The organism is Franconibacter pulveris, assembly GCF_056780215.1.
This window is the reverse complement of sequence record NZ_CM165555.1, coordinates 178,743-204,338: the sequence shown is the minus strand read 5'-3', so window position 1 is coordinate 204,338 and position 25,596 is coordinate 178,743. Positions and strand designations below refer to the sequence as shown.

The window sequence follows — 25,596 nt, the reverse complement described above, 5'->3', positions numbered from 1 at the left end:
AACGTGGCGTTCCCCGAGTTTTTCGCGATTACGAGCGCTTCATCATATCAAAGAACTCATCGTTCGTTTTAGTCATCGCCAGCTTATTGATGAGGAATTCCATCGCGTCGATTTCACCCATCGGGTGAATGATTTTGCGAAGAATCCACATCTTCTGCAACTCTTCTTGAGTTGTCAGCAACTCTTCTTTACGGGTGCCGGAGCGGTTGTAATCAATGGCCGGGAATACACGTTTTTCCGCAATCTTACGGGACAGGTGCAATTCCATGTTGCCGGTGCCTTTAAACTCTTCGTAGATAACTTCGTCCATTTTGGAGCCAGTATCAATCAGAGCAGTCGCAATAATGGTCAGGCTGCCGCCCTCTTCCACGTTACGCGCGGCGCCGAAGAAACGCTTCGGACGATGCAGGGCGTTCGCGTCAACGCCACCGGTCAACACTTTGCCGGATGCCGGCACAACGGTGTTGTAGGCGCGCGCCAGACGGGTAATGGAGTCCAGCAGAATAATAACGTCTTTTTTATGCTCAACCAGACGCTTGGCCTTCTCGATGACCATTTCGGCGACCTGAACGTGGCGGGATGCCGGCTCGTCGAAGGTAGAAGCAACCACTTCGCCTTTAACCAGACGCTGCATCTCGGTCACTTCTTCCGGGCGCTCGTCAATAAGCAGCACCATCAGCACGCAATCTGGATGGTTATAAGCGATGCTCTGCGCAATGTTCTGCAGCAGCATGGTTTTACCCGCTTTCGGCGGTGCCACAATCAGACCACGCTGACCGCGGCCAATCGGAGAAGCAAGGTCCAGCACGCGAGCGGTTAAATCTTCGGTGGAGCCGTTGCCGCGCTCCATACGCAGACGGGAGTTCGCATGCAGCGGCGTCAAGTTTTCGAACAGGATCTTGTTGCGCGCGTTTTCCGGCTTATCGAAGTTAACCTCGTTCACCTTCAGCAGTGCAAAGTAACGCTCGCCTTCTTTCGGCGGTCGAATCTTACCGGAGATGGTGTCCCCTGTGCGGAGGTTGAAACGGCGGATTTGGCTGGGAGATACGTAGATGTCGTCAGGACCGGCGAGGTAGGAGCTGTCTGCGGAGCGGAGGAAACCGAATCCATCCTGCAATATCTCCAGCACACCGTCGCCAAAAATATCTTCGCCACTCTTCGCGTGCTGTTTCAGGATGGCGAAAATAATGTCCTGTTTGCGCATACGGGCCAGGTTTTCCAGCCCCATATTTTCGCCGAGAGTGATCAGCTCAGAAACCGGCGTATTCTTTAATTCGGTAAGATTCATAATGGTGGGTTCTTAAACTCGGGGTAAATCTCGAACGTATTTGTGAATGGAATGGCAGGATCATCCATGCCTGTTAGTGGCTTTCAACTCATGTCTGTACGCTGTCTGGTCACAGGAAAGAACGCAGAACTGAAACGACGAGACGGATTGAGTGATAGCCCCGGAACAATTCACTTCTCGCGTACCGCTTTGGTGCTGGTATTGAATGACGGGAAGTGTCGGGTATTACAAGATTCAAACTAAAAGGTAAGTTTAAATGAAGCTGAAAAATAACTTAGCATGACTCACGCCGGGCGTCCAGCGGTCCGGACAATTTCCGGAATTCTGTTCGCACCGGCGCAAAAGTTCTTACGCCAGGTTGGCGTCCAGGAACTCTTTTAACTGGCCTTTAGACAGCGCGCCCACTTTGGTCGCCGCTACTTCACCATTTTTGAACAACAGCAGGGTCGGGATGCCACGGATGCCGTATTTCGGCGCAGTGCCCGGGTTCTGGTCGATGTTCAGCTTAGCAATCGTCAGCTTGCCCTGATATTCATCAGCGATTTCATCAAGGATCGGGGCGATCATTTTGCAAGGACCACACCATTCTGCCCAGAAATCAACCAGGATCAACCCGTCCGCTTTAAGTACATCCGTGTCGAAACTGTCGTCAGTCAGGTGAATAATTTTATCGCTCATGTTTTACTCCAGAAGATTAGGCCTTTCATGTTGGTGTAGCATTAACCAACATAAGGTTGACTTTATTTCACCGGATACGCTTTCGTAAAGCAATAGTTAGCTGATATTCTACCACACTATGAGCAAAACACATTTAACAGAACAGAAGTTTTCCGACTTCGCCCTGCACCCTAAAGTGGTGGAAGCCCTTGAAAAGAAAGGCTTTCATAATTGCACTCCTATTCAGGCACTGGCACTCCCGTTAACGCTGACGGGACGTGACGTTGCAGGGCAGGCGCAAACCGGTACCGGCAAAACGATGGCGTTTTTAACGTCAACGTTTCATTATCTACTCTCACATCCGGCCGCTGAAAACCGTCAGGTGAACCAGCCTCGCGCTCTGATTATGGCGCCGACCCGCGAACTGGCGGTGCAGATTCATTCTGATGCCGAACCGCTGGCGCAGGCGACCGGCATTAAGCTTGGCCTGGCTTACGGCGGCGACGGCTACGACAAACAGCTGAAAGTGCTGGAAAGCGGCGTCGATATTCTTATCGGCACCACTGGCCGTCTCATCGACTACACCAAACAGAACCACATTAACCTCGGCGCTATCCAGGTCGTAGTGCTGGACGAAGCCGACCGCATGTACGATCTCGGCTTTATTAAAGATATCCGTTGGCTGTTCCGCCGCATGCCGCCTGCAACGCAGCGCCTGAACATGCTCTTTTCCGCTACGCTCTCTTACCGCGTTCGCGAGCTCGCCTTCGAGCAAATGAACAATGCGGAATACGTAGAAGTGGAGCCGGAACAAAAAACAGGCCACCGTATTAAAGAAGAGCTCTTCTACCCTTCTAACGAAGAAAAAATGCGTTTGCTGCAAACCATTATTGAAGAAGAGTGGCCGGAGCGCGCCATTGTTTTCGCCAACACGAAACACCGTTGCGAAGATATCTGGGGGCATCTGGCGGCGGATGGTCATCGCGTCGGTCTGCTGACGGGCGACGTGGCGCAAAAAAAACGCCTCCGCATTCTTGAAGAGTTTACCCGCGGCGATCTTGATATCCTGGTCGCAACGGACGTGGCGGCGCGCGGCCTGCATATCCCGGCGGTGACGCACGTTTTTAACTACGATCTGCCGGATGACTGCGAAGACTACGTCCACCGTATTGGCCGTACTGGCCGTGCAGGCGCCAGCGGCCACTCAATCAGCCTCGCCTGTGAAGAGTACGCACTGAACCTGCCGGCGATAGAAAGCTATATCGGCCACACTATTCCGGTAAGCAAGTACAACCCGGATGCGCTGTTAAGCGAACTGCCGCCGCCGAAGCGCCTGACGCGCACGCGTTCCGGCAGCGGCCCGCGCCGTACAGGCGGCGCCCCGCGCAACCGTCGTCGCACAGGGTAACGTGTTATGCGCAGCTCCACCTCCCTCTATGCGGCAATTGATTTAGGCTCGAACAGCTTTCATATGCTGGTGGTGCGCGAGGTGGCAGGAAGCATTCAGACGCTGTCTCGCATCAAGCGTAAGGTTCGCCTGGCGGCGGGCCTTAGCGCTGACAATCTTCTTTCTGCTGAAGCGATGGAGCGCGGCTGGCAATGCCTGCGCCTTTTTGCCGAGCGGCTGCAGGATATCCCCTCTGAGCAAGTGCGCGTAGTGGCGACCGCCACGCTGCGACTGGCTATTAACTCCCAGGAATTTATCGCTCGCGCGCAGGAAATCCTGGGCTGTCCGGTGCAAATCATCAAAGGCGAAGAAGAAGCGCGGCTGATTTATCAGGGCGTAGCGCATACCACTGGCGGCGCGGATCAGCGTCTGGTCGTGGACATCGGCGGCGCCAGTACGGAACTGGTTACCGGCACCGGCGCTCACGCCACTTCGCTCTTCAGTCTGTCGATGGGCTGCGTCACCTGGCTTGAACGCTTTTTTACCGACCGTAGCCTTACCAAAGAAAACTTCGCCGCCGCCGAACAGGCCGCCAGTGAAGTTTTGCAGCCGGTGATTAACGACCTGCGCCAGCACGGCTGGAAAATCTGCGTCGGCGCCTCCGGCACCGTCCAGGCGCTGCAGGAAATTATGATGGCGCAGGGCATGGATGAGCGCATCACCCTGGCCAAGCTGCAGCAGTTAAAAGCGCGCGCTATCGCCTGCGGCCGTCTGGAAGAGTTGGAGATTGAAGGTCTGACGCTTGAACGCGCGCTGGTTTTTCCAAGCGGCCTTGCCATTCTGTTAGCCATTTTCAACGAGCTCCACATTGAATGTATGACGCTTGCGGGCGGCGCGCTGCGTGAAGGCCTGGTTTACGGCATGCTGCATCTTGCCGTCGATCAGGATATCCGCAGCCGCACGCTGAAGAACATTCAGCGCCGTTTTATGGTGGATACCGAACAGGCGGAGCGCGTGGCTCAACTGGCGGACCGTTTCGCCGAAGCGTTGGCCGGGGAATGGGATCTCGACGCGCTTAGCCGCCAGTTGCTGCGCAGCGCCTGCCTGCTGCACGAGATTGGCCTGAGCGTCGATTTTAAACGCGCGCCGCAGCACGCCGCATATCTGGTGAGCAACCTGGATCTGCCCGGCTTTACCCCCGCGCAAAAGAAACTGCTGTCAACGCTGCTGCTTAATCAGACCAACCCGGCGGATCTCTCCTCGCTGCATCAGCAAAACGCCGTACCGCCCCAAGTAGCGGAGCGCTTATGTCGTTTGCTGCGCCTGGCAATTATTTTCGCCAATCGCCGTCGTGATGATTTACTGCCTGAGATTAACGTTAAAGCGCAGGGCGAAACGCTTTCGCTGGCTTTACCGGAAGGCTGGCTGGCGGCGCATCCGCTGGGCGCGGAGCTAATAGAACAGGAGAGCCAGTGGCAAAGCTACGTTCACTGGTCGCTGGAGATAAAATAAAAGCCTCCCGAGGGAGGCTTTTTCGCTTTAACCGCCGCGCGCTTTCGCCAGCATCGCTTTAATATTCGCTACGTTCGCCTGCCCTTTTTGCATCCGCTCTTCGGGCGAGACCACTTTACGTTCGGTTTCCCAGGCCAGGTCGTCCTGCGGCAGCTCCAGCAAAAAGCGGCTCGGCTCCGGGCGCACCAGTTCGCCATACTGCCGACGCTCTTTGCATAACGTAAAAATGAGTTCTTTCTGCGCACGCGTGATGCCGACATAAGCCAGACGACGCTCTTCGTCGATATTGTCTTCATCAATGCTGCTCTGGTGCGGCAGTAATCCCTCTTCCATGCCGACCAGAAAAACATACGGGAACTCCAGGCCTTTTGAAGCATGAAGGGTCATTAACTGAACCTGGTCCAGTTCTTCTTCGCTTTCGCCGCGCTCCATCATATCGCGCAGCGTAAAACGGGTGACGACCTGGGTCAGCGTCATCGGCTCGTCCAGTTCCGTGCCTTCCAGCATCTCCGTCATCCAGCTAAAGAGCTGGTTAACGTTCTTCATGCGCATTTCGGCGGCTTTCTGACTGGGCGAGGTTTCATAAAGCCAGGCTTCGTAATCAATGCCGTGGATAAGATCGCGCACGGCAGCCACCGGCTCCCTCTCGCTCAGACGCGCCACCTCGCCAAGCCAGTGGGTAAAGCGCGTCAACGACTCATAGCCGCGTCCGGTCAGCGTCTGGCTCAGCCCCATGTCGAAGCTGGCGGTGAACAAGCTTTTGTTCCGGCTCATCGCCCATTCGCCCAGTTTCTGCAGCGTCGCCGGGCCAATCTCGCGCTTGGGCGTATTTACAATGCGCAGAAAAGCGCTGTCGTCATCGGGGTTAGTCAGCACGCGCAGGTAAGCGAGCAAGTCTTTGATTTCCGGTCGGGAGAAAAACGAGGTGCCGCCGGAGATCCGGTAAGGGATACGGTTCTGCATCAACAGCTTTTCAAATACGCGCGACTGATGGTTGCCACGGTAAAGAATGGCGTAATCCTTATACTGCGTCTTATTAATAAAGTGATGGGCGATAAGCTCGCCGGTGACGCGCTCCGCCTCATGCTCTTCGTGATTGGCCGTCAGCACTTTCAGTTCCGGACCATATCCCAGTTCGGAAAAGAGCTTTTTCTCGAAGACGTGTGGGTTGTTGGCGATAAGGATGTTTGCCGCTTTCAGAATGCGTCCGGACGAGCGGTAGTTCTGCTCAAGCTTGATAACCTGCAGCGCCGGAAAATCCTGACTCAGCAGCACGAGGTTTTGCGGGCGCGCCCCTCGCCAGGAGTAGATAGACTGATCGTCATCGCCCACCACGGTGAAGCGCGCCCGCGCGCCCACCAACAGCTTCACCAGCTCATACTGGCTGGTATTGGTATCCTGGTACTCATCCACCAGCAGGTAGCGAATGCGGTTTTGCCAGCGCTCGCGCACCTCTTCGTTGCGCTGAAGCAGCAGCGTCGGCAGCAGAATCAGGTCGTCAAAATCGAGCACGTTACAGGCTTTCAGATGCGCGTCGTACAAGCCGTAACAGTGGGCGAAAATACGGTCCCGCTCGCCTTTGGCCTGCGCCGCGGCCTGAAGCGGGTTGAGCAGGTCGTTCTTCCAGTTTGAGATGGTAGAGATAAGCTGTTGCAACAGCGACTTGTCATTCTCCACCAGTCCTTCCGTCAGCTCTTTGATGAGCGCCATCTGGTCGGTGTCGTCAAACAACGAGAAATTGGCTTTCATTCCCAGCGCGTTGTATTCCCGCTTGATGATCTCCAGTCCCAGCGTGTGGAAAGTAGAAATCATCAGCCCGCGCGCCTCTTTGCGCCCGAGAGTTTGCGCCACGCGCTCTTTCATTTCTCGCGCCGCTTTGTTGGTAAAAGTTACCGCCGCGATGTGTTTCGCCTGATAGCCGCAGCCGCGGATAAGATGGGCGATTTTATTGGTAATGACGCGTGTTTTACCCGAGCCCGCGCCCGCCAGCACCAGGCAGGGTCCGGTTACATATTCTACGGCTTGTTGTTGGCCTGGGTTTAAACGCATAAGTTACTCAGTGAAAGTCAGAAGAGAAGGCAGATCCCCACGGCAGGTACAGCAGTACGAAGGGGAAAAAGAGCGTGGTAGTATAGCGAGCGTTATTCATCCCACTCAAGGCACGATCATGGCAAAAACCGCAGCAGCAATGCATATCCTTGTTAAAGAAGAAAAATTGGCACTGGATCTGCTGGAACAAATCAAAAACGGCGGCGATTTCGAAAAGCTGGCTAAGAAACACTCTACTTGCCCGTCAGGTAAAAAGGGCGGACACCTGGGCGAATTCCGTCAGGGTCAGATGGTTCCGGCGTTCGATAAAGTGGTCTTCTCCTGCCCGGTGCTGGAGCCGACCGGCCCGCTGCACACCCAGTTCGGCTACCACATCATTAAGGTGCTGTACCGTAACTAATAAAAAGGCCTTCTCTGAGAGAAGGCCTTTTTGCTTTCGTGCGCGCCTGGCGTTTTCTGGCGGATGACGCTTCGCTTACCCGCCCTGCATCCAGGGTGGGCGAACGCCGCCAACACCGCTGCGGGTCAAAAGACGACGCCGTAGATATTCCCCTAAGGATTTTAGCTTGCAGCAAGGTGGCAAGAGAGCGCATCCCCAGGAGCATAGACTAACTATGCGACTGGGGTGGGCGAACAATGCCAACGCCGCTGCGGGTCAAAAGACGACGGCGTGAATATTCCCCTAAGGATTTTGGCTTGCAGCAAGGCGGCAAGAGAGCGCATCCCCAGGAGCATAGACTCACTATGCGACTGGGGTGGGCGAACGATGCCAACGCCGCTGCGGGTCAAAAGACGACGGGGAATCAGCCTGCGACGGCAATACGCTTCATATCGGTCATATAACCGCGCAGCTTCTGGCCCACTTTTTCGATCTCGTGGTTGCGGATAGCTTCGTTTACGTCGCGCAGTTGCGCGTTATCAACCGCGGTGCCTTCCATCGCTTTGCCAAGGTCGCCCGGCTGCAGCGTAGTCATAAATTCTTTCAGCAGCGGCACCGCAGCGTTAGCGAACAGATAGTTGCCATATTCTGCCGTATCGGAGATAACCACGTTCATCTCATACAGGCGCTTACGGGCAATGGTATTGGCAATCAGCGGCAGCTCGTGCAGCGATTCGTAGTAAGCAGATTCTTCAATGATGCCGGAATCCACCATGGTTTCGAACGCCAGCTCGACGCCTGCTTTCACCATTGCAATCATCAGCACGCCTTTATCAAAGTACTCCTGCTCGCTGATTTTGCCGTCAAACTGCGGCGCGTTTTCAAAGGCAGTCTGGCCAGTCTCTTCGCGCCAGGTCAGCAGTTTCTTATCATCGTTCGCCCAGTCCGCCATCATGCCGGAAGAGAACTCGCCGGAAATGATGTCGTCCATATGTTTCTGGAACAGCGGCGCCATGATGGTTTTCAGCTGTTCGGAGAGCGCGTAGGCGCGCAGTTTCGCCGGGTTAGAGAGACGGTCCATCATCAGCGTGATGCCGCCCTGCTTCAGCGCTTCGGTAATGGTTTCCCAGCCGTACTGGATCAGTTTTTCCGCATAGGCCGGGTCGGCGCCCTCTTCCACCAGCTTATCGAAGCAGAGCAGCGAACCCGCCTGCAGCATGCCGCACAGGATAGTTTGCTCGCCCATCAGGTCAGATTTTACTTCTGCAACGAAGGAGGACTCCAGCACGCCTGCACGGTGGCCGCCCGTTGCTGCCGCCCAAGCTTTAGCGATCGCCATACCTTCGCCTTTCGGGTCATTTTCCGGGTGAACAGCGATAAGCGTCGGCACACCGAATCCGCGCTTATACTCTTCACGCACTTCCGTACCCGGGCATTTCGGCGCCACCATCACGACGGTAATGTCTTTACGGATCTGCTCGCCAACTTCTACGATATTGAAACCGTGAGAGTAGCCCAGCGCCGCGCCATCTTTCATCAGCGGCTGTACGGCGCGCACGACGTCAGAGTGCTGCTTGTCCGGCGTCAGGTTAACTACCAGGTCCGCCTGCGGGATCAGTTCTTCATAGGTGCCGACTTTGAAGCCGTTTTCAGTGGCTTTACGCCAGGAGGCGCGTTTTTCCGCGATAGCTTCCGGGCGCAGAGCGTAGGAGATATCGAGGCCGGAATCGCGCATATTCAGGCCCTGGTTCAGGCCCTGCGCGCCGCAACCGACAATGACCACTTTCTTCCCTTTGAGGTAGCTTGCTTCATCGGCGAACTCGTCGCGCGCCATAAAGCGACATTTACCCAGTTGCGCCAGCTGCTGGCGCAGATTCAAAGTATTGAAGTAATTAGCCATTGTGTAACTCCGTCGGTGTGATGATGTGCTTTTCTGTTCAGTACGTCAGCCGTGTCATAGCTTACGTGAATGAGCCCACTATATGACAGGAAAAGCGTTGCTGAAATTGATATATTAACAACGTCACGTTGCAATATTCGCAACATAAAATCAAGGAGCCCGGCCTGTGGATTTACGCGACCTGAAAACCTTTCTGCATCTGGCGGATAGCCGACATTTCGGGCGCAGCGCGCGCGCCATGCATGTCAGCCCGTCCACGCTTTCCCGTCAGATCCAGCGGCTGGAAGAAGACCTCGGCCAGCCGCTTTTCGTGCGCGACAACCGCACCGTCACGCTGACAGAAGCGGGCGAAGAGCTGCGCCAGTTCGCCCAGCATACGCTGTTGCAGTACCAGCAGTTGCGCCATACCATCGATCAGCAAGGGCCTTCGCTTTCCGGCGAACTGCACCTGTTCTGCTCGGTGACCGCCGCCTACAGCCACCTGCCGCCGATTCTGGACCGCTTTCGCGCCGAGCATCCTTCGGTTGAGATCAAACTCACCACCGGCGACGCGGCGGATGCGGTGGAAAAAGTCAATTCCGGCGAAGCGGATTTGGCGATTGCCGGTAAGCCAGAAGCGTTGCCCGCCGCCGTGGCGTTCTCCACGCTGGAAAACCTTTCCGTCGTGCTGATAGCGCCAGCTCTTCCCTGCCCGGTTCGCACACAGGTAACGCAACCCGCTCCCGACTGGACGCGAGTGCCGTTTATCCTGCCCGATCAGGGCCCGGTGCGCCGGCGCATTGAGCTGTGGTTCCGCCGCCAGAAAATCAGCAACCCGTCCATCTACGCAACAGTTGGCGGGCATGAGGCAATGGTGTCGATGGTGGCGCTCGGCTGCGGCGTGGCGCTTATACCGGAAGTGGTGCTGGAAAACAGCCCCGAGCCGGTGCGTAACCGCGTCATGATCCTCGAGCGCAGCGATGAGAAGACGCCGTTTGAGCTGGGCGTATGCGCGCAAAAAAAGCGGCTGCATGAGCCGCTTGTGGATGCTTTCTGGAAATTACTGCCGGGATATCGTTAACCCGCGAGGAAGAAACGAAACGCCGGGTTATGGCTCTCGTCATGGCAATCGTAGCCAAGCTCATTGAGTCGGGTTTCGAAGTCCGGCTCGTTGTCGCCCAGTTCAAACGCCGCCAGCACGCGGCCATAGTCCGTTCCATGGCTGCGGTAGTGGAACAGCGTGATATTCCAGTGGGTGCCGAGCGTATGCAGGAACTTAAGCAGCGCGCCGGGAGATTCGGGAAACTCGAAGCTGTAGAGCCGCTCATGCAGCGGACGCGAAGGCCGTCCGCCGACCATATAGCGCACATGCAGCTTCGCCATTTCGTCGTCCGAAAGATCCACTACGCTGTAGCCGCCTTCGGTCAACAGGCTGATTATCTCTTTGCGCTCTTCCACACCCCGGCTTAAGCGCACGCCCACGAAAATGCAGGCGTCTTTGGCATCGGCGAAACGGTAGTTGAACTCGGTGACCGAGCGGCCGCCCAGCAGCTGACAGAATTTCAGGAAGCTGCCCTTCTCTTCCGGAATAGTCACCGCCAGCAGCGCTTCGCGCTGTTCGCCCAGTTCGCAACGCTCAGAGACGTAGCGCAAGCCGTGGAAGTTAACGTTCGCGCCAGAGAGCACATGCGCCAGCCGCTCGCCGCGCAGGTTATGCTGGGCGATGTACTTTTTCATGCCCGCCAGCGCCAGCGCGCCGGAAGGCTCCGCCACGGCCCGCACATCTTCAAACAGGTCTTTCATCGCCGCACAGATAGCGTCGCTGTCCACCGTCACGATGCCGTCCAGGTATTCCTGACAGACGCGGAAGGTTTCATCGCCAATGCGTTTGACCGCCACCCCTTCGGCAAAAAGCCCGACGCGGGGCAAATCCACCGGCTGCCCGGCATCCAGCGCCGCTTTCAGGCAGGCGGAATCTTCGGCTTCTACCGCGATCACTTTGATCTGCGGCATCAGTTGTTTGATAAGCACCGCCACGCCTGCCGCCAGCCCGCCGCCGCCGACCGGCACGAATACGCGATCGATATGCGCATCCTGCTGCAGCAGCTCCAGCGCCAGCGTACCCTGACCGGCAATGACCGCCGGATGGTCAAACGGCGGCACCCAGGTAAAGCCCTGCTGTTTCGAAAGCTCAATGGCCTTCGCTTTTGCCTCATCGAAGTTTGCGCCATGCAGCAGCACTTCGCCGCCAAAGCCGCGCACCGCATCCACTTTGATATCCGCTGTCGCCACCGGCATGACAATCAGCGATTTAATACCGAGACGGGCAGAAGAAAACGCCACGCCCTGAGCGTGATTCCCTGCCGAAGCCGTAATCACGCCGCGCGCTTTTTGCTCGGCGGTTAAACCTGCAATCATGGCGTAGGCACCGCGCAGCTTGAAGCTGTGCACCGGCTGGCGGTCCTCGCGCTTCACCAGGATGACGTTATCAAGCCGCGAGGAGAGCTTCTCCATTTTTTGCAGCGGCGTCACCTGGGCGACTTCATACACGGGCGAGCGCAGCACGGCTCGCAAGTATTCCGCCCCGCACGGGGCGGCGGATAGCGGTTGCGATTCGGCCATCTTAGCCTCCCAGCTTCGACTTATCGCGCACCGCGCCTTTATCGGCGCTGGTCGCAAGGCTTGCGTAAGCGCGCAGCGCGAAGGAAACCTGACGCTCGCGGTTACGCGGCGTCCAGGCATCAGCGCCGCGGGCTTCCTGCGCCTCACGACGCGCCGCCAGCTCCCGCTCGCTTAATTCAAGCGCAATGCCACGGTTCGGAATATCGATAGTTATCATGTCGCCGTCTTCAATCAGCGCGATATTGCCGCCGCTCGCCGCTTCCGGAGAGACGTGACCGATAGAAAGACCGGAAGTGCCGCCGGAGAAACGGCCATCGGTGATAAGCGCGCACGCTTTGCCAAGGCCCATCGATTTCAGGAAGGTGGTGGGATAGAGCATCTCTTGCATGCCTGGCCCGCCTTTCGGCCCTTCATAGCGGATCACCACAACGTCGCCTTCGACGACTTTGCCGCCGAGAATCGCTTCTACCGCATCGTCCTGACTTTCATAGACTTTCGCCGGGCCGCGGAACGTCAGAATGCTGTCGTCCACGCCTGCGGTTTTTACGATGCAGCCGTTTTCGGCGAAGTTGCCATAAAGCACGGCAAGACCGCCGTCCTGGCTATAAGCGTGCTCCAGTGAGCGAATACAACCATCCTGACGGTCGGTATCCAGCGAATCCCAGCGGCAGGATTGCGAAAACGCTTTAGTGGTGCGGATACCCGCCGGGCCAGCGGTATACATGCTGCGCACCGCATCGTCTTTCGTCAGCATGACGTCATATTGCTCCAGCGTCTGCGGCAGCGTCAGCCCCAGTACGTTGTTGACTTCGCGGTTCAGCAGGCCTGCGCGATCCAGTTCGCCGAGAATGCCGATAACCCCGCCCGCACGGTGCACATCCTCCATGTGATACTTCTGGGTGCTCGGCGCCACCTTGCACAACTGCGGCACTTTACGTGAAAGGCGGTCGATGTCGCTCATAGTGAAATCGATTTCCGCTTCCTGCGCGGCGGCCAGCAGATGCAATACGGTATTAGTGGAGCCGCCCATAGCGATATCCAGCGTCATGGCGTTTTCAAACGCCGCTTTGCTGGCGATGTTGCGCGGCAGCACGCTGGCGTCATCTTGCTCGTAGTAACGTTTGGTCAGGCTAACGATTCGCTTGCCGGCATTGATGAAGAGCTCTTTGCGGTCGGCGTGGGTCGCCAGCAGCGAGCCATTGCCTGGCTGGGACAGGCCCAGCGCTTCGGTCAGGCAGTTCATGGAGTTGGCGGTGAACATACCGGAGCAGGAGCCGCAGGTCGGGCAGGCGGAACGCTCCACTTGATCGCTCTGTTCGTCGCTGACGTTCGGGTTCGCGCCCTGAATCATCGCATCCACCAGGTCGAGCTTGATTATCTGATCGGAAAGCTTGGTTTTACCCGCTTCCATCGGGCCGCCCGAAACAAAAATCACCGGAATGTTAAGGCGCAGCGAGGCCATCAGCATGCCGGGGGTGATTTTATCGCAGTTAGAGATACAGACCATGGCGTCGGCGCAGTGGGCGTTCACCATGTACTCCACGGAATCGGCGATAAGTTCGCGAGACGGCAGTGAATAAAGCATGCCGCCGTGGCCCATGGCGATGCCGTCATCCACCGCTATGGTGTTGAACTCTTTCGCCACGCCGCCTGCGGCTTCAATTTGCTCCGCGACCAGCTTGCCCAGATCGCGCAGATGCACGTGCCCTGGCACGAACTGGGTGAAGGAGTTCACCACCGCGATAATGGGTTTGCCGAAATCGGCGTCGGTCATCCCGGTGGCGCGCCACAGCGCGCGGGCGCCCGCCATGTTGCGGCCGTGAGTCGTAGTGGCAGAACGGTACTTAGGCATGCTTTTTTCACTCCAGTCTGTACATAAGCCGGGCGGCTCGCTGCCGCCCGTGCGTGTGTTATTTTGCTGCGGGGTTAACCTGATCCAACCAGCCCCATTTATCTTCAGTCTCACCCGTAAACAGGCCGAAGAAAGCCTGCTGGATGCGCTTGGTGACCGGGCCGCAGCGGCCTTCGCCCACCTGAATGCCGTCTACGCTGCGCACCGGCGTGATTTCCGCCGCGGTGCCCGACATAAACACTTCGTCCGCCAGATAGAGGGATTCGCGAGAGAGCACCTGCTCGCGTACTTCAATGCCGAGATCCTGCGCCAGCTTGATAATGGCGTCGCGGGTGATGCCCGGCAGCGCGGAAGAGGTAAACGGCGGGGTGAACAGAATGTCGTCTTTCACTTCGAACAGGTTCTCGCCCGCGCCTTCAGAGATATAGCCATTCACATCCAGCGCGATACCTTCCTGATAACCGTGACGGCGCGCCTCGCTGCCCACCAGCAGGGAGGAGAGATAATTGCCGCCCGCTTTCGCGGCTGTCGGAATGGTGTTTGGCGCCACGCGGTTCCAGGAGGAAACCATCGCGTCGATCCCTTGATCCAGCGCTTCTGCACCCAGGTAAGCGCCCCACGGGAACGCGGCGATGATCACATCAGTGGTGTAATCCGCAGGCGGGTTGACGCCCATGCCGACGTCGCCAACGAAAACCAGCGGGCGAATGTAGGCGCTGGTCAGGTTGTTTTTACGAATGACCTGACGGCACGCTTCCATCAGCTCATCTACGCTCTGGGAAACCGGGAAACGGTAAATTTTGGCGGAATCACGCAGACGCTGCATATGTTCACGATGGCGGAAAACCACCGGGCCTTTGTGCGACTCGTAGCAACGAATCCCTTCAAACACCGATGTACCGTAGTGCAGCGCATGAGACATTACGTGAACTTTTGCTTCGCCCCACGGAACCATCTCACCGTTGAACCAAATGTAATCAGCTTTTTTCGTCGTCATTTTTCTTCCTTTTGCGCTCAGGCGCGGATTTGTTGTGATGTGGGTTGCTGGATCTCGACGCAGGCAACGTCAACCAGCTTGCTTAATTGCGTAAACAGTAATTCGACAGGCCGAAGGCTGGCAACGGTCAGTTCGATATTTATGTTTTCGGCGTTGGAGCCCGTTTCCATATTCATGGCGCAGATCTGAAAACCACGGTGGCGCACCACGCGCAATACGCGTTCCAGCGTTTCCGGACGAAAGCGAGCCTGCACGGCCAGTTGATGTTGCATCATGACAGTTTCTCCAGCATTTGTGAGTTGCTGGCGCCGGGCGGCACCAGAGGCCAGACGTTCTCGAGTTCATCAATCGAGACGTGCAGCAGATAAGGCCCTTCGCTGTTCAGCATGGTCTCCAGCGCTGCTTCCACCTGGTCTTTACGGGTAATACGCTGGCCTGGAATACCGAAGGCGTTGGCCAGCATGAGAAAATCGGGGTTATCGGTAAGCGTGGTTTCACTGTAGCGCTCGGCGAAAAAGAGCTGCTGCCATTGACGAACCATGCCCAGACGCTGGTTATCCAGCAGCACGATCTTCAGCGGCAGCTGCTTTCGCTTCACCGTGCCTAATTCCTGGATGTTCATCATGAACGAGCCGTCGCCGCTGATGCAGATAACCGTATCTTCCGGACGCGCGACCTGCGCGCCTACCGCAGCGGGCAAGCCGAAGCCCATCGTGCCCAGCCCGCTGGAGGTGATGAAGTTTTCCGGGCGGCTAAAGGTCATGTGCTGAGCCGTCCACATCTGATGCTGGCCTACGTCGGTCGTCACTACGCTGTTGTGCGGCTTACGCTCAGAGAGCTGCTTTAACAGCAGCGGCGCGTAGATAGCTTCGCCCGGATGATCGTAACGCCAGCTCTGCTCCGCGCGCAGCCGCGCTACCGCCTGACGCCAGTCATCGATAGCCAGCGGCTGTTGCAGAGCAGGCAGCAGCGCGTTGAGCTCACCCTGCAGCGCAACATGCGCCTGACGCAACTTGTTGAGTTCCGCCGGGTCGATATCCATATGAATTACGCTGGCGTGCGGCGCAAAGGTATTGAGCTTGCCGGTTACGCGATCGTCAAAACGCGCGCCGACAGCAATCAACAAATCGCACTCCTGCACCGCCAGGTTCGCGGCCCTGGTGCCGTGCATGCCCAGCATACCGAGATAATACGGGTCGGCGGCATCTACCGCGCCGAGGCCTTTGAGCGTGGCGACGGACGGCATGCGCGTCGCCGCCATAAATTCGCGCAGCGCGGGCACTGCCTGCGCCATACCGACGCCGCCGCCAACGTAGAGCATCGGTTTTTGCGCGCCAGCCAATAACTGGCGAGCCTGCTCCAGTTCGGCATAAGGCAGCGCGTTATCACTTTCGATGGTGGAGAGCCACGGTTCCAAATCTCCGCTCGCCAGCTGGATATCTTTTGGAATATCGACCAGTACCGGCCCCGGGCGACCCGAGTTCGCCACCGCGAAAGCTTCTGCGAGCACACGCGGCAACTCGTCGAGAGATTCAACCAGGAAGCTGTGCTTGGTGCAGGCCAACGACAGGCCTAAGACATCCACTTCCTGAAAAGCATCGGTGCCGATGAACGGCGCAGCGACCTGGCCGGTGATGGCGACGACGGGGATAGAATCCAGCAGCGCATCAGCAAGGCCGGTGATGAGGTTAGTCGCGCCAGGACCAGAAGTGGCGATGCAGACGCCCGTTTTGCCCGTTGCGCGGGCATAGCCGATGGCCGCCATGGCCGCGCCCTGCTCATGCCGGCACAGTAGGTGTTCCACGCCGCCGTCGTACAATGCATCATAGACCGGCATTATTGCCCCGCCCGGATAACCGAAAACTGTCTCGACACCCTGCGCTCGCAAAGCATGTACCACCCACTGTGCACCATTCATAGTCAGTTCCCCGCCTTATTTCTCGGCGAACAGAATTTTGTGCTACCACTCATCTTCTGCTCCTCGTTTAAATTTTTAGGTCATAAAAAAACCCCCGGACCTTTCGGTGCGGGGGTTCTCGTTGATTCAGGCTTGATTTTTAAGCCTTTCTTCGTCCAAGTGCAGCCCCGCACGGTGGGATAATAATCACCACCACGCTAATCACGACAAGGCTAATCACTCGTAGAAGGGCTTTCATTTTTGTCTGTTCTTACATCGGATTCGAAGGAATGCCTAAAGAGTTATCACAGAGGTGACAACAAAGACAAGAAATTTTTATTTTCATTTTAGCAAGCGTGTTAATTATTCTTAATAAAACTATTAATTATCAAAGAGAAACCAAAGATGACAATTTTTCACGAAGTATAAGATTAATGAATGCTTTTTAAGCTTGCTCGGTATTTTGCCTTTCACCTTGCGAAACAAGCCGCACAGAGATAATTGCTGCTGCAAAATTTTTAAAATATCTGGAACCTGATGCGAAAAAGCCGAAATAGCGCCTCGTCGTGCACCCTTAAGCGGCGCAGGATAGCGATGTAAAGGAGGGATTATGTCGCTGTCTGTTATTCATACGCGCGCTGCGTTAGGCGTTAACGCGCCGCTGGTCACGGTTGAAGTACATATCAGTGCGGGCCTACCCGGTCTGACCATTGTCGGCCTGCCTGAGACCACGGTGAAAGAGGCCCGGGATCGCGTGCGTAGCGCACTCATCAACAGTGGTTATACCTTCCCGGCGAAGAAGATCACTATCAACCTGGCGCCTGCCGATCTCCCTAAAGAGGGCGGCCGCTACGATCTGCCTATCGCAATCGCGCTTCTCGCCGCTTCTGAGCAGCTCAACGCCTCCAGGCTGGGGGAAGTCGAGTTTGTTGGCGAACTGGCCCTGACAGGCGCTCTGCGCGGCGTACCGGGAGCCATTTCCGCTGCAATGGAAGCCTTACGCTGCGGTCGACAGATAGTCGTAGCACAAGATAATGCGCCTGAAGTTGGGCTTATCAGCCAGCAGGGTTGTCTGGCCGCTCAGCATCTTCAGGAGGTTTGCGCCTGGCTTGAGGGTAAAGCGACTCTACCGCAGCCTGTAAGCGCGCCAGTCGAAACGTGTCAGGCTGAGGGCGACCTCAGCGAGGTTATTGGCCAGCAGCAGGCAAAACGCGCGCTGGAACTGACTGCAGCCGGCGGGCATAACTTACTCTTTCTCGGTCCGCCTGGAACCGGTAAAACCATGCTGGCTAGCCGCCTGAACGGTTTGCTGCCGCCGCTTAGCGATGAGGAGGCGCTGGAGAGCGCGGCGATATTAAGCCTCGTTGGCGCAGCCTCGCTGCACAAGCACTGGCGACAACGGCCATTCAGGGCGCCTCATCACAGCGCCTCGCTAACAGCGATGGTGGGCGGCGGCGCTATTCCGGCGCCGGGTGAAATTTCCCTCGCGCATAACGGCGTGTTATTTCTCGATGAGCTACCTGAGTTTGAAAGGAGGGTGCTGGATGCATTGCGTGAGCCTATAGAATCGGGCCATATTCATATCTCCCGTACGCGAGCGAAGATTAGCTACCCTGCCCGCTTCCAGCTTATTGCCGCGATGAATCCCAGCCCTACGGGGCATTATAAAGGCCCACATAACCGCAGTTCGCCCGATCAGGTGTTACGTTACCTGGGACGCCTTTCCGGCCCCTTTCTGGACCGTTTCGATATCTCGCTTGAAGTTCCCCTTCTTCCTTCCGGCACGCTCAGCCAGCCGTTAAACGAAGGGGAAACCACAGACTGCGTCAGGAAACGAGTAATAGCAACGCGTCAGCGGCAGCTGGAGCGACAGGGCAAACTTAATGCATTGCTTGATAACCATGAGATTCGCCAGCATTGTCATCTGGCAAAAACAGACGCGCAGTGGCTGGAAGAGGCGTTGATAAAGCTGGGGCTTTCAGTTCGCGCGTGGCAGCGCTTACTGAAAGTGGCGCGGACGATAGCGGATTGTGAACAAACCCAACAGATCAGACGGGAGCATCTTCAGGAGGCGCTCCATTATCGCGCCATTGACCGTCTTCTGGCTTATCTACACAACCTTATGTGATTGCCGGAAGCTAACTGTCAACGCAGTAACCCGCTCACTGACGCCAAATTGCAGGCAATAAAAAATGGGGCGTTAGCCCCATTTTTATTAATCATCGCTTTCCGCGTAATCATCCGCTCCTTCCATCTGCGGCTTACCGCCGGAGAGGGTATGGAAGCGCTTAGGACGCTTGATACGCGCCATATATTTGGACCATACACGTTCAGCTTCCGTTACTGGCTCGCGCTCACCGCGGCATACTTCCACGAACTGCTTTTCTTCTTCAGTGGTTGGCTCACGCTTACCAAGATCGAGTTCGTTGAAAGCGTAACCAAAGCGTTCCAGCAGTTGTGCTTCTTTGATTGTGAAATCACCATGGCGAGAGAACCCGCGCGGATAATATTTGTTGTCGAAAAATCGATTAGTCGTCGTAAAGCTTTCCGCCATCCTACACGCTCCTAATTCTCTTGGCCGAGCTATTTATGGCGCGGAGTATTAGTTACGCTTGACAGAGTGTAAAACAAAACATTTAAATCATATTGATAAATATTTTTGCGGAGAAAGCTGTGGATACCGACTTGCTGAAAACCTTTCTTGAAGTAAGCAGAACGAGACATTTTGGCCGCGCTGCCGAAGCGCTTTATCTGACGCAGTCAGCGGTAAGTTTTCGTATTCGACAGCTTGAGAACCAGTTAGGGGTGAGCCTTTTCACTCGTCATCGCAATAACATACGATTAACTACCGCAGGCGAGCGATTGCTGCCTTATGCCGAAAGCCTGATGAGCACATGGCAAGCTGCTAAAAAGGAGGTAGCGCATACGACACGGCATAACGAGTTCTCCATAGGGGCCAGCGCCTCGCTATGGGAGTGCATGCTGTCGGGGTGGCTGGCGAGGCTTTATCATCAGCATGACGGTATGCAGTTCGAGGCGCGTATAGCGCAGCGCCAATCATTAGTAAAACAACTGCATGAGCGACAGCTTGATCTGCTTATCACCACTGAAGCGCCCAAGATGGATGAGTTCGCCAGCCAGTTATTGGGCAGTTTTTCTTTGGCGCTTTATTGCTCCAGCCCGGAAACAAGCAAAGTCGGGTTGAACTATCTGCGCCTGGAATGGGGCCCCGATTTTCAGCAGCATGAATCGGGGCTTCTCGCTCACGATGATGTACCTATGCTAACGACCAGTTCGGCGAAAATTGCACAGCGATTATTACCGGAACTAAAAGGTTGTACGTGGCTACCCGTGCAATGGGCGAAGGAGAGAACCACTCTCTATACCGTAACGGACAGCCCCGTTCTGTCACGTCCGCTTTATGCTATCTGGCTGCAAAACAGCGATAAACAGAACGCTATTAAAGAGATCCTGAGAATGTCAGTGCTTTCTTAAAAATCATTAAAGAGACTTATCGTTACAGGGAAGTAACAGGATGAATGTTGTAAATAAGGCAGGAATTTTAGATAAAAAAAATCCTTAGCAAATGCTAAGGATTATTTCTGGCAGGGGCGGAGGGACTCGAACCCCCAACACCCGGTTTTGGAGACCGGTGCTCTACCAATTGAACTACGCCCCTAAATAGGGTGGCGGAACGGACGGGACTCGAACCCGCGACCCCCTGCGTGACAGGCAGGTATTCTAACCGACTGAACTACCGCTCCACCGAATTTTTCTACAACCACCGGTTTGTTGCCCCGGTTTTACTGCTTAATTAGATGCCTGGCAGTTCCCTACTCTCGCATGGGGAGACCCCACACTACCATCGGCGCTACGGCGTTTCACTTCTGAGTTCGGCATGGGGTCAGGTGGGACCACCGCGCTACGGCCGCCAGGCAGATTCTGTTCACTCACCGCTTGCGCCATGAGTGGTTATCCGTCACAAGCTGAATTTCTCAAATGCACGCCAAAACATCTTCGGCGTTGTAAGGTTAAGCCTCACGGTTCATTAGTACCGGTTAGCTCAACGCATCGCTGCGCTTACACACCCGGCCTATCAACGTCGTCGTCTTCAACGTTCCTTCAGGAGACTCAAAGTCTCAGGGAGAACTCATCTCGGGGCAAGTTTCGTGCTTAGATGCTTTCAGCACTTATCTCTTCCGCATTTAGCTACCGGGCAGTGCCATTGGCATGACAACCCGAACACCAGTGATGCGTTCACTCCGGTCCTCTCGTACTAGGAGCAACCCCCCTCAATTCTCCAGCGCCCACGGCAGATAGGGACCGAACTGTCTCACGACGTTCTAAACCCAGCTCGCGTACCACTTTAAATGGCGAACAGCCATACCCTTGGGACCTACTTCAGCCCCAGGATGTGATGAGCCGACATCGAGGTGCCAAACACCGCCGTCGATATGAACTCTTGGGCGGTATCAGCCTGTTATCCCCGGAGTACCTTTTATCCGTTGAGCGATGGCCCTTCCATACAGAACCACCGGATCACTATGACCTGCTTTCGCACCTGCTCGAGCCGTCACTCTCGCAGTCAAGCCAGCTTATGCCATTGCACTAACCTCCTGATGTCCGACCAGGATTAGCTGACCTTCGTGCTCCTCCGTTACACTTTGGGAGGAGACCGCCCCAGTCAAACTACCCACCAGACACTGTCCCCACGCCAGATTATGGCGCCAGGTTAGAACATCAAACATTAAAGGGTGGTATTTCAAGGTTGGCTCCACGCAGACTGGCGTCCACGCTTCAAAGCCTCCCACCTATCCTACACATCAAGGCTCAATGTTCAGTGTCAAGCTGTAGTAAAGGTTCACGGGGTCTTTCCGTCTTGCCGCGGGTACACTGCATCTTCACAGCGAGTTCAATTTCACTGAGTCTCGGGTGGAGACAGCCTGGCCATCATTACGCCATTCGTGCAGGTCGGAACTTACCCGACAAGGAATTTCGCTACCTTAGGACCGTTATAGTTACGGCCGCCGTTTACCGGGGCTTCGATCAGGAGCTTCTCTTGCGATAACCCCATCAATTAACCTTCCGGCACCGGGCAGGCGTCACACCGTATACGTCCACTTTCGTGTTTGCACAGTGCTGTGTTTTTAATAAACAGTTGCAGCCAGCTGGTATCTTCGACTGGTTTCAGCTCCGCGAGCAAGTCGCTTCACCTACGCACCAGCGTGCCTTCTCCCGAAGTTACGGCACCATTTTGCCTAGTTCCTTCACCCGAGTTCTCTCAAGCGCCTTGGTATTCTCTACCTGACCACCTGTGTCGGTTTGGGGTACGATTTCGTGTTACCTGATGCTTAGAGGCTTTTCCTGGAAGCAGGGCATTTGTTGCTTCAGCACCGTGGTGCCTCGTCATCACGCCTCAGTGTTAAAGTGAACCGGATTTACCTGGAACACCCACCTACACGCTTAAACCGGGACAACCGTCGCCCGGCCAACATAGCCTTCTCCGTCCCCCCTTCGCAGTAACACCAAGTACAGGAATATTAACCTGTTTCCCATCGACTACGCCTTTCGGCCTCGCCTTAGGGGTCGACTCACCCTGCCCCGATTAACGTTGGACAGGAACCCTTGGTCTTCCGGCGAGCGGGCTTTTCACCCGCTTTATCGTTACTTATGTCAGCATTCGCACTTCTGATACCTCCAGCAGACCTCACAGTCCACCTTCGACGGCTTACAGAACGCTCCCCTACCCAACAACACACAGTGTTGCTGCCGCAGCTTCGGTGCATGGTTTAGCCCCGTTACATCTTCCGCGCAGGCCGACTCGACCAGTGAGCTATTACGCTTTCTTTAAATGATGGCTGCTTCTAAGCCAACATCCTGGCTGTCTGGGCCTTCCCACATCGTTTCCCACTTAACCATGACTTTGGGACCTTAGCTGGCGGTCTGGGTTGTTTCCCTCTTCACGACGGACGTTAGCACCCGCCGTGTGTCTCCCGTGATAACATTCTCCGGTATTCGCAGTTTGCATCGGGTTGGTAAGCCGGGATGGCCCCCTAGCCGAAACAGTGCTCTACCCCCGGAGATGAGTTCACGAGGCGCTACCTAAATAGCTTTCGGGGAGAACCAGCTATCTCCCGGTTTGATTGGCCTTTCACCCCCAGCCACAGGTCATCCGCTAATTTTTCAACATTAGTCGGTTCGGTCCTCCAGTTAGTGTTACCCAACCTTCAACCTGCCCATGGCTAGATCACCGGGTTTCGGGTCTATACCCTGCAACTTAACGCCCGGTTAAGACTCGGTTTCCCTTCGGCTCCCCTATACGGTTAACCTTGCTACAGAATATAAGTCGCTGACCCATTATACAAAAGGTACGCAGTCACCCTCTTACGAAGGCTCCCACTGCTTGTACGTACACGGTTTCAGGTTCTGTTTCACTCCCCTCGCCGGGGTTCTTTTCGCCTTTCCCTCACGGTACTGGTTCACTATCGGTCAGTCAGGAGTATTTAGCCTTGGAGGATGGTCCCCCCATCTTCAGACAGGATATCACGTGTCCCGCCCTACTCATCGAGCTCACAGCCTGTGTGCCTTCGTGTACGGGACTTTCACCCTGTATCGTGCGACTTTCCAGACGCTTCCACTGACACACAAGCTGATTCAGGCTCTGGGCTGTTCCCCGTTCGCTCGCCGCTACTGGGGGAATCTCGGTTGATTTCTTTTCCTCGGGGTACTTAGATGTTTCAGTTCCCCCGGTTCGCCTCGTTAGCCTATGTATTCAGCTAACGATAGTGCAACGGATTGCACTGGGTTTCCCCATTCGGACATCGTCGGTTATAACGCCTCATATCAGCTTACCGACGCTTTTCGCAGATTAGCACGTCCTTCATCGCCTCTGACTGCCAGGGCATCCACCGTGTACGCTTAGTCGCTTAACCTCACAACCCGAAGATGTTTCCTGAGAATCATCATCGTGCTGCAAGCATTTGAGAGACTCGAACACACTTTCGTGTGTCGTTTCAATTTTCAGCTTGTTCCGGATTGTTAAAGAGCAAATACTTCGCAGTATACTCACCGAGTACACTCTGAAGTGATGGTGGAGCTATGCGGGATCGAACCGCAGACCTCCTGCGTGCAAAGCAGGCGCTCTCCCAGCTGAGCTATAGCCCCATACAGTAGTTAAAACCTCTGCAACTCAAAAGAGTTGGTAGGCCTGAGTGGACTTGAACCACCGACCTCACCCTTATCAGGGGTGCGCTCTAACCACCTGAGCTACAAGCCTGTAGAGGTTTTACTGCTCGTTTTTCGTCAGACAATCTGTGTGAGCACTTCAGGGAGGTATCTTTAAGGTAAGGAGGTGATCCAACCGCAGGTTCCCCTACGGTTACCTTGTTACGACTTCACCCCAGTCATGAATCACAAAGTGGTAAGCGCCCTCCCGAAGGTTAAGCTACCTACTTCTTTTGCAACCCACTCCCATGGTGTGACGGGCGGTGTGTACAAGGCCCGGGAACGTATTCACCGTGGCATTCTGATCCACGATTACTAGCGATTCCGACTTCATGGAGTCGAGTTGCAGACTCCAATCCGGACTACGACGCACTTTATGAGGTCCGCTTGCTCTCGCGAGGTCGCTTCTCTTTGTATGCGCCATTGTAGCACGTGTGTAGCCCTGGCCGTAAGGGCCATGATGACTTGACGTCATCCCCACCTTCCTCCGGTTTATCACCGGCAGTCTCCTTTGAGTTCCCGGCCGAACCGCTGGCAACAAAGGATAAGGGTTGCGCTCGTTGCGGGACTTAACCCAACATTTCACAACACGAGCTGACGACAGCCATGCAGCACCTGTCTCAGAGTTCCCGAAGGCACCAATCCATCTCTGGAAAGTTCTCTGGATGTCAAGGCCAGGTAAGGTTCTTCGCGTTGCATCGAATTAAACCACATGCTCCACCGCTTGTGCGGGCCCCCGTCAATTCATTTGAGTTTTAACCTTGCGGCCGTACTCCCCAGGCGGTCGACTTAACGCGTTAGCTCCGGAAGCCACGCCTCAAGGGCACAACCTCCAAGTCGACATCGTTTACGGCGTGGACTACCAGGGTATCTAATCCTGTTTGCTCCCCACGCTTTCGCACCTGAGCGTCAGTCTTCGTCCAGGGGGCCGCCTTCGCCACCGGTATTCCTCCAGATCTCTACGCATTTCACCGCTACACCTGGAATTCTACCCCCCTCTACGAGACTCAAGCCTGCCAGTTTCAAATGCAGTTCCCGGGTTGAGCCCGGGGATTTCACATCTGACTTAACAGACCGCCTGCGTGCGCTTTACGCCCAGTAATTCCGATTAACGCTTGCACCCTCCGTATTACCGCGGCTGCTGGCACGGAGTTAGCCGGTGCTTCTTCTGTGAGTAACGTCAATCGCGATGTGTATTAAGCATCACGCCTTCCTCCTCACTGAAAGTACTTTACAACCCGAAGGCCTTCTTCATACACGCGGCATGGCTGCATCAGGCTTGCGCCCATTGTGCAATATTCCCCACTGCTGCCTCCCGTAGGAGTCTGGACCGTGTCTCAGTTCCAGTGTGGCTGGTCATCCTCTCAGACCAGCTAGGGATCGTCGCCTAGGTGAGCCGTTACCCCACCTACTAGCTAATCCCATCTGGGCACATCTGATGGCATGAGGCCCGAAGGTCCCCCACTTTGGTCTTGCGACGTTATGCGGTATTAGCCACCGTTTCCAGTGGTTATCCCCCTCCATCAGGCAGTTTCCCAGACATTACTCACCCGTCCGCCGCTCGCCGGCAAAGTAGCAAGCTACTTCCCGCTGCCGCTCGACTTGCATGTGTTAGGCCTGCCGCCAGCGTTCAATCTGAGCCATGATCAAACTCTTCAATTAAAGTTTGATGCTCAATGAATTAAACTTCGTAATGAATTACGTGTTCACTCATGAGACTTGCTAATCATTTATCGTCCGGGGACGTTAAGATATCGCAGCCCTGAGTGCCCACACAGATTGTCTGACAAATTGTTAAAGAGCAGTGCCGCTTCGCTTTTTTCTCAGCGGCGCGGGTTGCGTATACTACGCTT

18 protein-coding genes, 4 tRNA genes and 3 rRNA genes are annotated in these 25,596 nt (G+C 55.6%); 6 read left to right on the top strand and 19 right to left on the bottom strand.

Annotated elements, in window-relative coordinates:
• Positions 1–28 precede the first annotated feature (28 nt).
• The 3 genes from rho to trxA all read right to left on the bottom strand — a co-directional run bounded on the left by rho (position 29) and on the right by trxA (position 1,966).
• On the bottom strand, positions 29–1,288 hold the full coding sequence (gene rho / locus ACU4F7_RS01040; protein ID WP_004386383.1) for a transcription termination factor Rho: 1,260 nt from the start codon (positions 1,286–1,288) through the stop codon (positions 29–31).
• A gap of 83 nt (positions 1,289–1,371) precedes the next feature.
• On the bottom strand, positions 1,372–1,458 hold the full coding sequence (locus tag ACU4F7_RS01035; protein WP_125454280.1) for a rho operon leader peptide: 87 nt from the start codon (positions 1,456–1,458) through the stop codon (positions 1,372–1,374).
• Positions 1,459–1,636: 178 nt separating this feature from the next.
• The gene (gene trxA / locus ACU4F7_RS01030; RefSeq protein ID WP_002437994.1) at positions 1,637–1,966 is read right to left on the bottom strand and encodes a thioredoxin TrxA; all 330 of its coding nucleotides are present in this window, start codon (positions 1,964–1,966) and stop codon (positions 1,637–1,639) included.
• Between the two features lie 118 nt (positions 1,967–2,084).
• On the opposite strand from trxA, the gene rhlB reads away from it, so the two are divergent.
• Together rhlB and gppA are read left to right on the top strand one after the other, a co-directional pair.
• Positions 2,085–3,353, top strand: coding sequence for an ATP-dependent RNA helicase RhlB (gene rhlB, locus ACU4F7_RS01025; RefSeq protein WP_029590782.1), 1,269 nt, complete (start codon positions 2,085–2,087; stop codon positions 3,351–3,353).
• A gap of 6 nt (positions 3,354–3,359) precedes the next feature.
• On the top strand, positions 3,360–4,844 hold the full coding sequence (gene gppA / locus ACU4F7_RS01020; RefSeq protein WP_481637868.1) for a guanosine-5'-triphosphate,3'-diphosphate diphosphatase: 1,485 nt from the start codon (positions 3,360–3,362) through the stop codon (positions 4,842–4,844).
• Between the two features lie 27 nt (positions 4,845–4,871).
• Here gppA and rep read toward each other — a convergent pair whose 3' ends face one another.
• Positions 4,872–6,893, bottom strand: coding sequence for a DNA helicase Rep (gene rep, locus ACU4F7_RS01015; RefSeq protein WP_481637867.1), 2,022 nt, complete (start codon positions 6,891–6,893; stop codon positions 4,872–4,874).
• 118 nt (positions 6,894–7,011) lie between these two features.
• On the opposite strand from rep, the gene ppiC reads away from it, so the two are divergent.
• Positions 7,012–7,293, top strand: coding sequence for a peptidylprolyl isomerase PpiC (gene ppiC, locus ACU4F7_RS01010; protein ID WP_024555327.1), 282 nt, complete (start codon positions 7,012–7,014; stop codon positions 7,291–7,293).
• A gap of 403 nt (positions 7,294–7,696) precedes the next feature.
• On the opposite strand, the gene ilvC is transcribed toward ppiC, so the two are convergent.
• Positions 7,697–9,172: a ketol-acid reductoisomerase gene (gene ilvC / locus ACU4F7_RS01005; protein WP_481637866.1), complete on the bottom strand. Its 1,476-nt coding sequence runs from the start codon at positions 9,170–9,172 to the stop codon at positions 7,697–7,699.
• A 166-nt stretch (positions 9,173–9,338) separates the two neighbouring features.
• On the opposite strand from ilvC, the gene ilvY reads away from it, so the two are divergent.
• On the top strand, positions 9,339–10,232 hold the full coding sequence (ilvY, locus tag ACU4F7_RS01000; RefSeq protein ID WP_024555809.1) for an HTH-type transcriptional activator IlvY: 894 nt from the start codon (positions 9,339–9,341) through the stop codon (positions 10,230–10,232).
• Here the strand turns inward: ilvY and ilvA are convergent.
• The 6 genes from ilvA to ilvL all read right to left on the bottom strand — a co-directional run bounded on the left by ilvA (position 10,229) and on the right by ilvL (position 16,778).
• Positions 10,229–11,773 carry a threonine ammonia-lyase, biosynthetic gene (ilvA, locus tag ACU4F7_RS00995; RefSeq protein WP_029590789.1) on the bottom strand — a complete coding sequence of 515 codons (1,545 nt, stop codon included), beginning with the start codon at positions 11,771–11,773 and terminating at the stop codon, positions 10,229–10,231. The two genes, ilvY and ilvA, sit on opposite strands and share 4 nt — an antisense overlap.
• A 1-nt stretch (position 11,774) precedes the next feature.
• The gene (gene ilvD, locus ACU4F7_RS00990) at positions 11,775–13,625 is read right to left on the bottom strand and encodes a dihydroxy-acid dehydratase (protein WP_024555811.1); all 1,851 of its coding nucleotides are present in this window, start codon (positions 13,623–13,625) and stop codon (positions 11,775–11,777) included.
• A 58-nt stretch (positions 13,626–13,683) separates the two neighbouring features.
• Positions 13,684–14,622, bottom strand: a complete 939-nt coding sequence (locus tag ACU4F7_RS00985; RefSeq protein WP_481637865.1) for a branched-chain amino acid transaminase — start codon at positions 14,620–14,622, stop codon at positions 13,684–13,686.
• A gap of 17 nt (positions 14,623–14,639) precedes the next feature.
• Entirely contained in the window at positions 14,640–14,897 is a 258-nt protein-coding gene (gene ilvM / locus ACU4F7_RS00980; protein ID WP_024555813.1) for an acetolactate synthase 2 small subunit, read from the bottom strand.
• The gene (gene ilvG, locus ACU4F7_RS00975; RefSeq protein WP_029590792.1) at positions 14,894–16,540 is read right to left on the bottom strand and encodes an acetolactate synthase 2 catalytic subunit; all 1,647 of its coding nucleotides are present in this window, start codon (positions 16,538–16,540) and stop codon (positions 14,894–14,896) included. The genes ilvM and ilvG overlap by 4 nt, the downstream gene beginning before the upstream one ends.
• Positions 16,541–16,679: 139 nt before the next feature.
• Positions 16,680–16,778 (bottom strand): ilv operon leader peptide, encoded by a 99-nt coding sequence (ilvL, locus tag ACU4F7_RS00970; RefSeq protein ID WP_049293751.1) that lies wholly within the window; start codon positions 16,776–16,778, stop codon positions 16,680–16,682.
• Positions 16,779–17,129: 351 nt separating this feature from the next.
• Here ilvL and ACU4F7_RS00965 point away from each other — a divergent pair, with 351 nt between their 5' ends.
• Positions 17,130–18,647 (top strand): YifB family Mg chelatase-like AAA ATPase, encoded by a 1,518-nt coding sequence (locus tag ACU4F7_RS00965; protein ID WP_481637864.1) that lies wholly within the window; start codon positions 17,130–17,132, stop codon positions 18,645–18,647.
• A gap of 87 nt (positions 18,648–18,734) precedes the next feature.
• Here the strand turns inward: ACU4F7_RS00965 and ACU4F7_RS00960 are convergent, their stop codons facing one another.
• Positions 18,735–19,073 carry a MaoP family protein gene (locus ACU4F7_RS00960; protein WP_024555816.1) on the bottom strand — a complete coding sequence of 113 codons (339 nt, stop codon included), beginning with the start codon at positions 19,071–19,073 and terminating at the stop codon, positions 18,735–18,737.
• Between the two features lie 119 nt (positions 19,074–19,192).
• Here ACU4F7_RS00960 and hdfR point away from each other — a divergent pair, with 119 nt between their 5' ends.
• Complete coding sequence (gene hdfR / locus ACU4F7_RS00955) at positions 19,193–20,014, top strand: HTH-type transcriptional regulator HdfR (RefSeq protein ID WP_029590794.1); 822 nt, start codon at positions 19,193–19,195, stop codon at positions 20,012–20,014.
• Between the two features lie 108 nt (positions 20,015–20,122).
• Here the strand turns inward: hdfR and ACU4F7_RS00950 are convergent.
• From ACU4F7_RS00950 to ACU4F7_RS00920, 7 genes are all read right to left on the bottom strand, one after another.
• Positions 20,123–20,198 (bottom strand) — tRNA-Trp (locus ACU4F7_RS00950).
• An 8-nt stretch (positions 20,199–20,206) separates the two neighbouring features.
• Positions 20,207–20,283: transfer RNA gene (locus ACU4F7_RS00945), tRNA-Asp, on the bottom strand.
• Positions 20,284–20,339: 56 nt separating this feature from the next.
• A 5S ribosomal RNA gene (gene rrf / locus ACU4F7_RS00940) occupies positions 20,340–20,455 on the bottom strand.
• Positions 20,456–20,546: 91 nt separating this feature from the next.
• Positions 20,547–23,451: ribosomal RNA gene (locus ACU4F7_RS00935) — 23S ribosomal RNA — on the bottom strand.
• Positions 23,452–23,607: 156 nt separating this feature from the next.
• Positions 23,608–23,683 (bottom strand) — tRNA-Ala (locus ACU4F7_RS00930).
• A 35-nt stretch (positions 23,684–23,718) separates the two neighbouring features.
• A tRNA-Ile gene (locus tag ACU4F7_RS00925) sits at positions 23,719–23,795 on the bottom strand.
• 68 nt (positions 23,796–23,863) lie between these two features.
• Positions 23,864–25,405, bottom strand: a 16S ribosomal RNA gene (locus ACU4F7_RS00920).
• The 16S, 23S and 5S rRNA genes sit together here with 4 tRNA genes alongside, the layout of an rRNA operon.
• Positions 25,406–25,596: the final 191 nt, after the last annotated feature.

Bases quoted from the DNA above. Each gene is read 5' to 3' on its own strand.
- rho (WP_004386383.1), bottom strand. From the start codon at position 1,288: ATGAATCTTACCGAATTAAAGAATACGCCGGTTTCTGAGCTGATCACT.
- trxA (WP_002437994.1), bottom strand. From the start codon at position 1,966: ATGAGCGATAAAATTATTCACCTGACTGACGACAGTTTCGACACGGAT.
- rhlB (WP_029590782.1), top strand. From the start codon at position 2,085: ATGAGCAAAACACATTTAACAGAACAGAAGTTTTCCGACTTCGCCCTG.
- gppA (WP_481637868.1), top strand. From the start codon at position 3,360: ATGCGCAGCTCCACCTCCCTCTATGCGGCAATTGATTTAGGCTCGAAC.
- rep (WP_481637867.1), bottom strand. From the start codon at position 6,893: ATGCGTTTAAACCCAGGCCAACAACAAGCCGTAGAATATGTAACCGGA.
- ppiC (WP_024555327.1), top strand. From the start codon at position 7,012: ATGGCAAAAACCGCAGCAGCAATGCATATCCTTGTTAAAGAAGAAAAA.
- ilvC (WP_481637866.1), bottom strand. From the start codon at position 9,172: ATGGCTAATTACTTCAATACTTTGAATCTGCGCCAGCAGCTGGCGCAA.
- ilvA (WP_029590789.1), bottom strand. From the start codon at position 11,773: ATGGCCGAATCGCAACCGCTATCCGCCGCCCCGTGCGGGGCGGAATAC.
- ilvD (WP_024555811.1), bottom strand. From the start codon at position 13,625: ATGCCTAAGTACCGTTCTGCCACTACGACTCACGGCCGCAACATGGCG.
- ACU4F7_RS00985 (WP_481637865.1), bottom strand. From the start codon at position 14,622: ATGACGACGAAAAAAGCTGATTACATTTGGTTCAACGGTGAGATGGTT.
- ilvM (WP_024555813.1), bottom strand. From the start codon at position 14,897: ATGATGCAACATCAACTGGCCGTGCAGGCTCGCTTTCGTCCGGAAACG.
- ilvG (WP_029590792.1), bottom strand. From the start codon at position 16,540: ATGAATGGTGCACAGTGGGTGGTACATGCTTTGCGAGCGCAGGGTGTC.
- ilvL (WP_049293751.1), bottom strand. From the start codon at position 16,778: ATGAAAGCCCTTCTACGAGTGATTAGCCTTGTCGTGATTAGCGTGGTG.
- ACU4F7_RS00965 (WP_481637864.1), top strand. From the start codon at position 17,130: ATGTCGCTGTCTGTTATTCATACGCGCGCTGCGTTAGGCGTTAACGCG.
- ACU4F7_RS00960 (WP_024555816.1), bottom strand. From the start codon at position 19,073: ATGGCGGAAAGCTTTACGACGACTAATCGATTTTTCGACAACAAATAT.